The sequence below is a fragment of the Pseudomonas sp. S30_BP2TU TE3576 genome (assembly GCF_050436025.1).
GTDB lineage: Bacteria > Pseudomonadota > Gammaproteobacteria > Pseudomonadales > Pseudomonadaceae > Aquipseudomonas.
Genome location: NZ_JBNDLK010000001.1, coordinates 2,572,851 through 2,584,963, shown reverse-complemented (window position 1 = coordinate 2,584,963; position 12,113 = coordinate 2,572,851). Strand labels below are relative to the sequence as shown.

Genomic DNA, 12,113 nt, shown 5'->3' with positions numbered 1-12,113 from the left:
ATGAGAATTGAGTCTTGGGCTGTCGATCATGCAGCCGAGTTCCCACAAGCATAGAGCGTTGCACAATACCTGTGGGAGCGGGCTTGCTCGCGAAGGCGTCATAACATTCAACATCAATGTTGACTGTCAGTCAGCTTTCGCGAGCAAGCCCGCTTCCACAAAAAAACAATGCCGACCGCTCAATCTTTGTCACTTGCCTTCACTCGTCATCCCCCCGAAGCTATACGCCTTCAGGAGAGCCCGATGAACCTTGTTGAACTGACCGAACGCCTGCACGCCATCCGTGACCGCAATGACTGGCGGCAATTTCACAGCCCGAAAAACCTGGCCATGGCCGCGAGCGTGGAAATGTCCGAGCTGGTGGAAATTTTCCAGTGGCTGACCGAAGACCAGTCACGCCAGTTGCCGGCGGACAAACTCGCCCACGCCGGGCAGGAAGTCGGTGACATTGTCCTTTATCTGTTGCTGTTGTGCAGCGAGCTGGGTCTGGACATGGAAGCGGTGGTGCGCAGCAAACTGGCGGACAGCGAACGGAGGTTCAGCTGATGAGCGACCGCCATTTCGATCAACTGGCGACCCGTTTCGCCGAAAAAATCTACGGTGGTGCCAAAGGTGCCATCCGTCTGGCGGTGTTGCAGGCCGATCTGGCCGAAATCTTGCCCGACCGGCCGCTGCGCGTTCTGGACATCGGCGCCGGCCTTGGCCACATGTCGCTGTGGCTGGCCCAGCGGGGCCATCAGGTGACCCTCGCCGAGCCTGCCGAACCGATGCTCGAAGGCGCTCGTCAACGCTTTGCCGAAGCCGGGCAGAGCGCCACGTTCATTCAGGCACCGTGGCAGGAACTGCTCGGGCAGCTCACCGAACCCTATGACCTGGTGCTGTGCCATGCCGTGCTGGAGTGGCTGGCCGAACCCCACGCCATCCTGCCGGTGCTGCATCAGTTGACCAAGGCGGACGGCTGGCTGTCCCTGGCGTTCTACAACCGCGACGCGCTGATTTATCGCAACTTGCTCAAGGGCCATTTCCGCAAGATGCGCAAGAACGACATGGCCGGCGAAAAGCAGAGCCTGACCCCGCAACAGCCCCTTGATCCGCGCGAGCTGGCGGCGCAACTTGAAGGTCTGTGGAAGGTCGAAACTCAGAGTGGAGTGCGGGTTTTTCACGATTACATGCCGGTGGAATTCCAGGCCCGCGCCGAGCTGGTGGACCTGCTGGAAATGGAACTGGCCCACCGCCGTCATCCAAGCTTTGCCGGGCTTGGGCGTTACTTGCACTGGATCTGTCGGCCTGTTTGATCGGAGCACGAAATGAAAAATCATTCAGGTGTACTGGTGTTCTGCCTGGGGCTGGCCGCCTGTCAAGGCAGCAACCCTTATGTCGCCACGTCCAACCCTTTGCCACCGGCGCCACCCCAGGCCGCCACCACCTTTGACCGCAGCGCTTACCCGGCAGCCCCGCGAGACTATGGACGCTACCGCAGTTGGGCCTGGCTCAATGGGCATCTGCCAGCGGGCACTGCCTGGGCTGATTCGGCGCAAGTCGCCGAAGCCGTCAGCAATGCGCTGGATCAACGCGGCTTGCGCCCATTGCACGACAATCGCCCGGCCGACCTGTTTGTCAGCGCCGACCTGCGGATGGAAACCCGATTGCGTCAGGTTCGGGACGACTATTACGGCGGCGGTTATGGCGGCTACAACGGTTACGGCCCTGGATATGGCGGATACGCCACCGTGCCGATCATCCGTACCTATCAGGAACAGGTCGTGGTCGTGCAGGTGGATATGTTTGACGCCAAAAGCGGTCAGCCGGTGTGGAGCTCCAGTGCTGAAACCGGCAACCGGGGCAGCGAAAGCGAGCGGGCCGATGCCATACGGGAAGCTGTGGAAAAGGCAATGTCGGCGTATCCTCCTAGTTAGCTTCTTGTAGATAAGAAGCGTTCCACAGGATCATGTCTTCAACCGGAGAATCATCATGTTCCGCCGTTTTGTTTTACTGGCAGTGGCCGCGCTGCTCAGTGCCTGCGCCGCCAACCAGGTCAATCATGACTTCGACGCCAGCCGCGACTTTGCTGCCTATCGCAGCTGGACCTGGAAAGAACCCGCCCTGCAATACCGTCCCGATGATCCACGGATCAAGAGCGACCTGACCGAACAGCGCGTCCGCCAGGCAGTTGCCGATCAACTGGATCAACGTGGTCTGCGCCCGGCCGCCGCAGGTGCCAAGGGTGACTTGAATGTACAGGCCTACCTGATTGTCGAAGAGCGGCAACAACAGGTGACCACCAATTACGGCGGTGGGTGGGGAAACCCGTGGCATGGCTACTACGGCGCACCGATGTACAACGAAACGCGCAATGTCAGCTACAAAGTGGCGACCATCCAGATCGACCTGCTCGATGGCAAGGACGGCAAACTGGTGTGGCGCGGCAGTGACGAACAGATACTCAGCCGCACGCCGAACCCGTCGGATCGTCGCGATGCCATCTGGGAAACAGTCACGCGGATATTGGCCAACTATCCACCGCACGCCTCCTAGAATCAGCCAGCCCTACAACCCCTGTGCTCCCACAGGGGTTTTTTTATGGTGCGCTGGCGAGCCTGAGGATCGATCTGAACAAGTTGAGGCAGGTGCCAATCTCAGTTGTCACCCGGGACGCCCATCCCTGGTGATCTAGTCCGGCGTCACGATCGGCAGTTCGATGCAGAAGCGCGCGCCCTCGGCCCAGTTCCTGACGCTCAGTTTGCCGCCCATGTTTTCAACGATGCCATAGCTCACCGACAGCCCCAGACCGGTGCCGACGCCGACCGCTTTGGTGGTGAAGAACGGCTCGAAAATCCGCTCCAGCAAACGCGGGTCGATACCGCCACCGTTGTCCTCGACCCACAGGCGTACCGAGTGGGTGTCCCGTTCGGCGTACAGGGAAATCCACGGCTTGAACCCGGGGTTGGCCTCGCGCTTGCCGAGCAGTGCATCCCGGGCATTGACCATCAGGTTGATCAGCACTTGTTCAAGCTGATCGACATGGCCGCGCACCTGCACTTCAAAATCGCACTCGCTGATGCGCAGGTCGACGCCTTTGCCACGCATGTCCTCGGACAACAGCGACAGCGTGCCTTCGATGGCCAGGGTCGGATTGAACGGTTGCTGCTCGATTTCCGAGCGACGGCCGAATACCCGCAGGTGGTCCACCACCCGTGCGGCGCGCTGCAATTGCGTGTCGATGCGATTGAGCTTGTCGATCAGGTAATCGACCTGCGCGTCGCCGTTGTTCAGGCGCTTGAGCACATTGACGACGGCCATGCGCATCACATTCAACGGCTGGTTGATCTCATGGGCCAGGCCGGTGGCCATTTCACCGAGGGTGGCCATTTTCGCGCTTTGCGTGAGTTGCTGCTGCGAGCGCCGCACTTCGGTGTTGTCGCGCCCAACGGCCTGAACTTCGAGCAACCGGCCCTGTTCGTCAAATACCCCGCGATCGGACCAGACCCACCAGGCGTGTTCGCGGCCGGGCAGTTGCAGGTTGACCTCGGCAGTGCTGACCGGAAACTCGGGGCTCAATTGGTTCAGCCGCCGGATGAATGCATCGCGCTGTTCCCCGGACATCCAGCTGCCCAGATTCACCCCCGGCAGTTGCTCGGGTGCCAGTTCCAGATAGGTGGCCAACGGACGGTTGCCGAAGGTCAGGGTCAAGTCCGGGAGGTAGCGGCAGATCATCGCCGGCGAGTCCTCCACCAGAATCCGATAGCGTTCTTCGCTTTGCCTGATCTGTTCGGTGGCCAGGGTCGCATCGGTGACGTCCAGCCACAGGCCCACGGCTTCCACCGGCAGGCCGAGATCGTCGCGCAATAATCGGGCTTCATCGAGCAGCCAGTGATAGTCGCCGTGACTGTCGCGTAGCCGATAGCGGGCACGCACCGAGCCTTTACGCAGCAACTGGCGGGTGCGCTCGAAATACTGCAGGCGGTCGTCGGGATGCACCCGCGCCACCAGCGTCCCGGGGGCGCAGTCGTCGAGGGTCCAGCCGAGCAACGGCATCAGGCTGTCGCTGAAGAACACCGGTTGCAACGCACCTTCGACATAACGCTGTACGTAAATCACCGCCGGTGAACTGGCGATCAGATTGTTCAGGCGCGCATGGGCGGCGGCAGCGCTTTGCTCCTGGTTCTTGATGTCACTGATGTCGAGCATGAAACCCACCACACGACGGCTTTTCCCCACGCCCAGGGCTTGACCTTGCAGGCGATACCAGACCGGCGCGAGGGTGTCATCGGCGCGATGCAAACGCACGCACAGCAGCAGGGGCGTACTCGCGTCCTGCAAGTCTTGCAGGCGAATGCGCAGTTCTTCGCGGTCGGCGGGATGTATTTGGGCGAGCCAGTTTTGCAGGGGCAATCGTGTTGCTTCAAGGTTCAGGGTACTGGCCAGCGAGGGCGCCAGTTGAATGTCGCCGAGATCGCCGAAGACTTCCCACCAACCGCTGCCCAACAAGGATTGCAGCGATTCCAGGCGCTCCAGTTGCAGATGATGCCGATGCTCGCGCAGGCGTTCGAGCAAAGGACAGGCGAGCGCGGCGGTGATTTGCAGCCAGTCGCGTTCCGTGACATCGGGGGCGCGTTGTGGCGCCGTGAAGTAACCGCACAGCAACCAGGCGACCACCCCTTGAGCGTCTTGATAGGGCACGGCGAAGCCATCGGTATTGCCGAACGTGCCTTGCAGGCGCGGGTGTTCGCGCAGGTTCAGGTGCTGCGGCGCCGAGCCGCTCAAACTGTCCAGCCCCGTGCCCAGGCGTTGACCGTTTTGCCAAAGTTGCGGTGCATCGGAGGCCGTGTAGTGCTGGTGAATTTGCCAACCCTGTTCCTGCTCATCGAGCAAGGCCAGGGCAATGCACGGAATCTGAAAGCGCTGCGCCAGGCTTTGCAGTTGTTCGGCCAGCATCTCGGGCAGGCGCGTCAGGCTGCACAGGCGCAACTGTCCGGCGATTTGCATCGCCAGCACCTGGCATTGTTCGCGGTTGCGCGATTGCCTGCGCTCAAGCAGCAGGTCGCCGATGTCCAGCATCTGCAACAACCAGGCATCGGCCAAGGGCTGCACCCAGCCGCGCAGGTGCAACGGGGGACCGTTGAGGCTGTAAAAGTCCAGGTCCAGTGTTTGTCCCTGCCAGTCCGCCGGCGCACCTTCGATGACGAGGTTGCTGTGGGGCAACAGGAAGTCGAGCAGATGCGGTGCCTGCGCGCCTGGAGGGGGCTGGACCAGCAAGTGCCGCAGTGGACCGCTCAGTTGAACGACGCGCCCCTCGGCATTGAGCTGCATCTGCAATCCGACGCTGTGCACCCGCAGCGCCTCTGGCGGCTCCGGCGGATGGCGATGGAGCAGGCGCCCGAACAGTTTGTCCCCGGCACTCAAAATTGCAGGCTCGCACTGGCTGTAAGGGGCGCAGGCAAATTCGGCACCTGGCCAATACCCGGCAGGTTCAGGAACGGGATGGCGGCGCCTTTTTGTTTGTGGGGGAGGCTGGCTTTCATGAGTGCGTCTACCCTGACCATCACTGAGTAATGTCAGCATAGAATCATTCAGACAAAACGGACGTTTTTTACCGAATGCAGAGCTTAGACCCACTAACGCTCGGCCTGATGAGTGGTGAAGGGCATCTGTGTACGCCGATTTGTGGGAGATCCTATGGTTGAGGGGAGGCCCTTAACTGTCTTCACCGTGCCACTCGTCACCGCCACTCGGTGCCATCGCGCAACATGGCATTCAGCCTTATCAGGCAACCGGCCGCCAATGCCCGACCATATGCTCAAGATCCCCGGCGCCCACCAACTGCAAATCCCCGCCAGGTCCCGGTGCACTGGCCAGCAGCGTCACCTCGCCGGGCAACCGTACCGGTTTCTTGAACTGCACCGCGATCTCGATATTCGCCGTCGGCAGGTGCCCGGCCAGCGCCGCCAGCGTACGCGCCTTGTTCCATAAACCATGGGCGATGGCGGTCGGGAAGCCGAAGAGCCGGGCGCTGGCCGCGCTCAGGTGGATCGGGTTGTAGTCGCCGGATACTTTGGCGTATTGCCGGCCGATGTCCGAGGGCGTTTTCCAATGCTCGACTGCGGTCAAGGCCAGACTGCTTGCCAGTTGCTCTTCGAGCGGTTCTCCCTCGAGTTTTACGCCGCGACAGAGCATCTGGCTCTGCGCCTCCCATAACGGCCCCAACTGGTCGTCGAGGGTGGTCTGCAAATCGAACGTCGCGCCTTTGGCGTGGGGTTGCAGGTTCTGCACTTGCACGCTGACGCACACCCGACTCACCCCGCCCATGGGGCGCCGCACACGAATGCAATTGCTCAGGTGGATCAGGCCCAGCAAGGGGAACGGGAAGTCCCTGGCCGTGAGCAACTGCATCTGCAAGGCAAAGCCGAGGATATGCGGATAGGTCGGCGGCAGCAGGCCGTTGTCGGCGAAACCGCAGACCTTGCGATAGGCCGCCAGGCGCGTGGGATCGACATCGACCCAGCATCGCAAACCCGAATCGGGCAAGCGGGTGCCAGTGATTTTTCGCCGAGTCGCCGCTCGCGCGTACAACCCCGGCAGGCTGGGTTCGTGGTTAAGTGTGTGCCAGTCGGTGATCATCCTTAAGCTCCCAGAACGCTTTGCCCGCAAACGCGCAACGCTTGTCCGGTGAACGCGCCGGTGCCCGGTTGTGCGAGCCAGGCCACGGCCTCGGCGACGTCTTGCGGCAGGCCGCCCTGGCCAAGCGAGCTCATTCGTCGTCCGGCTTCGCGCAGGGCGAAGGGAATGTGCGCGGTCATTTGCGTTTCGATGAAACCCGGTGCCACAGCGTTGATGCTGATGCCGCGCTCATTGAGCAGCGGCGCCCACGCTTGCGCCAGGCCGATGAGCCCGGCTTTGCTCGCCGCGTAGTTGGTTTGCCCGCGATTGCCGGCGATGCCGCTGATGGATGCGAGCAGAATCACCCGGCCATTGTCGTGCAGGGTGCCGCTGTCGAGCAGGGCTTTGGTCAGCACTTGCGGTGCGTTGAGGTTGACTGCCAGTACGGCGTCCCAGAAGTCGGGGGTCATGTTGGCCAGGGTTTTATCCCGGGTGATGCCGGCGTTGTGCACCACGATGTCGAGGCCTTCGGGCAACTGTTCGATCAACTGCGTGGCGGCGTCTTCGGCGCAGATGTCGAGGGTGATGCTGCGCCCGCCGAGGCGTGCGGCGAGGGCTTCGAGATCGGTTTTGGCCGCTGGCACATCGAGCAGGATAACGTCGGCACCGTCACGGGCCAGGGTCTCGGCGATGGCGGCACCAATGCCCCGTGCCGCGCCGGTCACCAGAGCCTTGCGTCCGGCGAGTGGGCGTGTCCAGTCGGTGACAGGTGTCGAGCATGGATTCAAGCGGATGACCTGCCCGGACACGAAGGCGCTTTTGGGTGAGAGGAAAAACCGCAGCGGGCCTTCCAGTTGTGCCTCGGCACCTTCGCCGACGTAGATCAATTGCAGGGTGCCGCCGTTGCGCAATTCCTTGGCCAGGGAACGGCTGAAACCTTCCAGGGCACGCTGCGCACTGGCGGCGAACGGGTCACGCAGGGTTTGCGGGTCGCGCCCGAGAATCACCAGATGCGCACAGTGATCGAGGTTTTTCATCAGCGGCTGGAAAAACTCGCGCAGTTGCTTGAGCTGATCGGTGTGCAGCAGATCACTGGCGTCGTACACCACAGCCTTGAGTTTCGGTCCGTGGCCGGGAATCCAGGCGGTCGCTATCGAAGGCTCGGTGCCGTAGCTGTAGATCGCGTCGGTCAGGCGATTGGCGAGGGCGCTGACTTGCTCCGCCAACGGCCCGCCGCCGATCAGCAATGCACCTTCCACGGGCCGCAGCCGGCCTGCCTGCCAGCGCTCCAGTCGGGTCGGTGCCGGCAACCCCAGGGCGCCGACCAGGCGAAGGCCGATGGACGAATTGGCGAAGTCGATATAGCGGTCAGACATGGAACGCGCTCCGAAAGCCGGGATTCAAAGTGTGGACCATGAATGGCGATCAGTCGTTCGATCCACGAGATAAGGCCTACGCTTGGTTACAGCAGAGTAGTTTGTCGCAGGATTTATGGTGCAACGCTGTCCCTGTGGGAGCGGGCTTGCTCGCGAAAGCGGAGTGTCATGCAACATTGATGTCGACTGACACGACGCCTTCGCGAGCAAGCCCGCTCCCACAAGGGGCCGTGTTCAGTTCAGATAATTCATCAGGAGCTCTTATGACCCAACTGCGCCGCGTCGCGATCATTGGCGGTAACCGGATTCCGTTCGCCCGCTCCAACGGCCCCTACGCCACGGCCAGTAACCAGGTGATGCTCACTGCCGCCCTCGAAGGCCTGATCGAACGCTACAACCTGCATGGCCAGCGCATCGGCGAAGTGGTCGCCGGTGCCGTGCTCAAGTTGTCACGGGACATGAACCTCACACGTGAGTGTGTACTCGGTTCGCGACTGTCGCCCGCCACCCCGGCCTACGACATCCAGCAGGCGTGTGGCACCGGGCTGGAAGCGGCGTTGCTGGTGGCGAACAAGATCGCCCTGGGCCAGATCGATTGCGGCATTGCCGGTGGTGTGGACACCACCTCGGATGCACCGATCAGTGTCAGCGAGGGCCTGCGCAAGATCCTCCTGCAAGCCAACCGCGCCAGGACCACCGGCGACAAACTGAAAACCTTCCTGCAATTGCGCCCCAAACATCTGATCCCCGAGTTCCCGCGCAACGGCGAGCCGCGTACCGGGCTGTCCATGGGGCAGCATTGCGAGTTGATGGCCCAGACCTGGAACATCCCTCGCGAAGCACAGGATCAATTGGCGCTTGAGAGCCATCAGAAGCTGGCCGCGTCCTACGCCGAAGGCTGGCACAACGACCTGATGACACCGTTCCTGGGGCTCACCCGCGACAACAACCTGCGCCCGGATTCGACCCTGGAAAAGCTCGCCGCGCTCAAGCCGGCCTACGAGAAAAGCGCCAGGGGCACCCTGACCGCAGGCAACTCCACGCCACTGACCGATGGTGCGTCACTGGTGCTGCTGGGCAGCGAAGAATGGGCCAAGGCTCGCGGGTTACCGATTCTTGCCTACTGGCGCGACGGCGAGGCAGCGGCGGTGGATTTCGTCAATGGTGCGCAAGGGTTGTTGATGGCACCGGTCTACGCCGTGCCGCGTTTGCTGGCGCGCAATGGCCTGACCTTGCAGGACTTCGACTACTACGAAATCCATGAAGCCTTCGCCGCTCAAGTGCTGTGCACATTGAAGGCCTGGGAAGATCCGGAATATTGCAAAACCCGTCTCGGCCTCGACACGGCGTTGGGCTCGATTGACCGCAGCCGACTTAACGTCAAGGGCAGTTCACTGGCGGCGGGGCACCCGTTTGCCGCCACGGGCGGGCGCATCGTCGCCAACCTGGCGAAGCTGCTGGATGCAGCGGGCAAGGGGCGGGGACTGATTTCGATTTGCGCGGCGGGCGGGCAGGGCGTGACCGCCATCATCGAACGCTGAGTAAAAACAACGGTGGGAGCGAGCTTGCTCGCGAAAGCGGTATAGCAGTCAACATTGATGTTGAAGCTGATGCCCTCTTCGCGAGCAAGCCCGCTCCCACAGGTTTTCAGGGGCGGCAAATAAGCTGTGCCTGGCACAAGTCCTGTGGGAGCGAGCTTGCTCGCGATGGCGGTATAGCAGTCAACATTGATGTTGAAGCTGATGGCCTCATCGCGAGCAAGCTCGCTCCCACAGGGTTTAGTGGTGAGTTTGCAAATCAGGTGCGGAACCTGCGCACCAACCCGTCCAGCTCATTCGACAACCCGGCCAGGTTCTGGGAGTCCAGGCGCGCCGAGTTGGCCAGTTCCGCCACCAACTGCGCATCGCCATGGATCTGGCTAATGTGCCGATTGATGTCTTCGGCCACTTGATGCTGTTGTTCCGCCGCCGTGGCGATCTGGGTGTTCATATCGCGGATCACGTCCACCGACTCACGAATCTGCCCGAAGCTGTTGCGTGCTTCACCGATGCGCGTCACCGATTGCTGGGACACCTCCAGGCTGGCGTGCATCTGTTGGGTCACCTGGCTTGTGCGTTTGGCCAGGTTGCCCAGCAGACCGTCGATTTCCGCCGTGGAGTCGGCCGTGCGTTTGGCCAGGGCTCGTACTTCATCGGCCACCACGGCAAAACCGCGACCTTGTTCACCGGCCCGGGCCGCTTCGATAGCGGCGTTCAATGCCAGCAGGTTGGTCTGCTCGGCAATCGAACGGATAGTCCCGAGGATCGACTGAATGTCGTTGCTGTCGCGTTCGAGCTGTTGCATCGACTGGGCCGACTGTTCGATTTCCTGGCTCAGGCGATCCACGCTGTTCACCGCCGCATCGATCTGCTGCTGACCTTCGCGCGCCTGGCGCTGGCCACTGTCGGCCGACTCCGCAGCCTGACTGCAAGAGCGTGCGACTTCGTTGGCAGTGGCGACCATTTCGTGGAACGCCGTGGATACCATGTCCACCGCCTCACGCTGGCGCCCGGCGGCTTCGGCCATGTCGCTGGAAACCTGGGTCGAACTCTTGGACGTGGCGAGGATCTTGCCCGCTGCACCGCCGATGTTCTGGATCAGGTTGCGAATCGCGGTCAGGAACTGGTTGAACCAGTTGGCCAGTTGCGCGGTTTCGTCGTTGCCACGGATTTGCAGGTTCTGGGTCAGGTCGCCTTCGCCCTGGGCGATGCCTTCCAGGCCGCTGGCCACGCTGCGGATCGGACGCACGATGAGGCTGGCAAAGCTGGCGCCGACGATGGCGAAGACAACGGCCAGAACGGCGGCGATGATGGCGATCAACCAGGTCAACTGGGTCGCGGAACTCATCACGTCGTTCTGTTTGATCAGGCCGATGAAGGTCCAGCCCAGTTGCTCCGACGGCCAGACGTTGGCCATGTAGCGCTCGCCGTTGAGCTCCACTTCCACCAGGCCCTTGCCGGCCTTGGCCAGTTGCGCGTAGCCCTCGCCCAGGCTGTTCAGCGGTTTGAAGTTGTGTTCCGGTTGTTTCGGATCCACCAGGACCGTGCCGGTGTTTTCCAGCAGCATCAGGTAGCCGGTTTCGCCGAGCTTGATCTGTTTGACGATTTCGGTGAGCTGCTTGAGCGTCACGTCGATGCTGACCACGCCGCCGTTGGTGCCCAACTTGTTGTCGATGGTGCGCACGGTGCTGACGTAGGTCGCGTCGTCCTGGGCCCAGTAGTAAGCCTCGGTGCGGAACGGCTTGCCCGGCTTGGCCTGGGCGGCCTTGTACCATGGGCGCTGGCGCGGATCGTAGTTGCTCAGTTTCGGATCATCCGGCCACGACACGTAACCGCCCGCCGCCGTGCCGAGGATGGCATAGGCGTAGGCCGGGTGGCTGTTGCCCAGGTCCTGGAGCAGGGTGAAGACTTTTTTGTCCGCCTCGCCCTGAGGGATGCTCTCGGCGTTGGCGGCCATGTAGGTCTTGAGGCTGTCGTCGGAGTTTCGGATCAACGGCTGCCTGGCCAGGTAATCGACGTTCTGGCTGATACCGTCAAAGAACAATTGCATGGCATTGCTGACCTGACGAATCTCGCGGGCACTGCCGTCGACGAATTCGTCCCTGGCATCACTGCGCAGGTTCAGCACAACGAGGGTGGCGACCAGTACCACAGGCAGGCAGGCGATGATTGCAAACGCCCAGGTCAACTTCTGTTTGATGTTCATCCGCGCTCCAGATTTTCTTGTAGGCCCACGCAGTGCAGATGACTCGCGGTTTTTTGGCAGCCGTAAACGTTCTTGGTCAACCCGGGTCCTTGAGTGCGGCATCGCTTTTGTTGTGGCAGCGATTGTCGGACAAATCACTCTGTCACTAAGGACTTCGGCTGTTGTCGGAGGAAATTGAGGCCTGTTTGGAAAAATCCTACGGAAGGTATGAACAGTAGTGTCGGTTTCTGTCGCAATTGCCCTCAATACCCTTGCACAACAAGTGACGCAGGCTCGGCTATGATCTGGAACGATCCGTGGCGGTGGTCGGTTTTATTCGATGAAACCGGCACATTGTGTGCTTTCTGCAATGCTCATAAGTCGGCAACCCCTCCCCCCGGTGAGTGGATTGCCGTA

General features: G+C 61.6%; 10 protein-coding genes and 1 pseudogene. 5 read left to right on the top strand and 6 right to left on the bottom strand.

All coding sequences use genetic code 11. The features are described from left to right. Positions 1 to 243: 243 nt before the first annotated feature. Genes ABIA48_RS11765 through ABIA48_RS11750 form a run of 4 tightly spaced genes read left to right on the top strand, consistent with a single transcriptional unit; the run spans position 244 to position 2,535 of the window. Positions 244 to 546 (top strand): MazG-like family protein, encoded by a 303-nt coding sequence (locus ABIA48_RS11765; protein ID WP_007971343.1) that lies wholly within the window; start codon positions 244 to 246, stop codon positions 544 to 546. After that, complete coding sequence (locus ABIA48_RS11760) at positions 546 to 1,295, top strand: methyltransferase domain-containing protein (protein ID WP_204933432.1); 750 nt, start codon at positions 546 to 548, stop codon at positions 1,293 to 1,295. The genes ABIA48_RS11765 and ABIA48_RS11760 overlap by 1 nt, the downstream gene beginning before the upstream one ends. Positions 1,296 to 1,307: 12 nt before the next feature. Beyond that, positions 1,308 to 1,916 (top strand): DUF4136 domain-containing protein, encoded by a 609-nt coding sequence (locus ABIA48_RS11755; protein WP_204933433.1) that lies wholly within the window; start codon positions 1,308 to 1,310, stop codon positions 1,914 to 1,916. 55 nt (positions 1,917 to 1,971) lie between these two features. Further along, positions 1,972 to 2,535, top strand: coding sequence for a DUF4136 domain-containing protein (locus ABIA48_RS11750; RefSeq protein ID WP_310064182.1), 564 nt, complete (start codon positions 1,972 to 1,974; stop codon positions 2,533 to 2,535). A 135-nt stretch (positions 2,536 to 2,670) separates the two neighbouring features. Here ABIA48_RS11750 and ABIA48_RS11745 read toward each other — a convergent pair whose 3' ends face one another. The 4 genes from ABIA48_RS11745 to ABIA48_RS11730 all read right to left on the bottom strand — a co-directional run bounded on the left by ABIA48_RS11745 (position 2,671) and on the right by ABIA48_RS11730 (position 7,973). Continuing rightward, entirely contained in the window at positions 2,671 to 5,403 is a 2,733-nt protein-coding gene (locus ABIA48_RS11745; protein ID WP_429488770.1) for an ATP-binding protein, read from the bottom strand. Beyond that, entirely contained in the window at positions 5,400 to 5,522 is a 123-nt protein-coding gene (locus tag ABIA48_RS11740) for a hypothetical protein (protein WP_429492977.1), read from the bottom strand. Before ABIA48_RS11740 ends, ABIA48_RS11745 begins: the two co-directional genes overlap by 4 nt. A gap of 241 nt (positions 5,523 to 5,763) precedes the next feature. Beyond that, positions 5,764 to 6,618, bottom strand: a complete 855-nt coding sequence (locus ABIA48_RS11735; RefSeq protein ID WP_429488768.1) for a MaoC family dehydratase — start codon at positions 6,616 to 6,618, stop codon at positions 5,764 to 5,766. A gap of 2 nt (positions 6,619 to 6,620) precedes the next feature. After that, the gene (locus ABIA48_RS11730) at positions 6,621 to 7,973 is read right to left on the bottom strand and encodes a 3-oxoacyl-ACP reductase (protein WP_429488766.1); all 1,353 of its coding nucleotides are present in this window, start codon (positions 7,971 to 7,973) and stop codon (positions 6,621 to 6,623) included. 263 nt (positions 7,974 to 8,236) lie between these two features. On the opposite strand from ABIA48_RS11730, the gene ABIA48_RS11725 reads away from it, so the two are divergent. Then, positions 8,237 to 9,514, top strand: a complete 1,278-nt coding sequence (locus tag ABIA48_RS11725) for an acetyl-CoA C-acetyltransferase (protein ID WP_429488764.1) — start codon at positions 8,237 to 8,239, stop codon at positions 9,512 to 9,514. A gap of 256 nt (positions 9,515 to 9,770) precedes the next feature. Here the strand turns inward: ABIA48_RS11725 and ABIA48_RS11720 are convergent, their stop codons facing one another. Together ABIA48_RS11720 and ABIA48_RS11715 are read right to left on the bottom strand one after the other, a co-directional pair. Then, a complete protein-coding gene (locus tag ABIA48_RS11720) occupies positions 9,771 to 10,499 on the bottom strand; it encodes a methyl-accepting chemotaxis protein (RefSeq protein WP_429492850.1) in 729 nt (242 codons plus the stop codon). A gap of 129 nt (positions 10,500 to 10,628) precedes the next feature. After that, a pseudogene (locus ABIA48_RS11715) lies at positions 10,629 to 11,717 on the bottom strand (cache domain-containing protein); the annotation flags it as partial. Between the last annotated feature and the right edge of the window lie 396 nt (positions 11,718 to 12,113).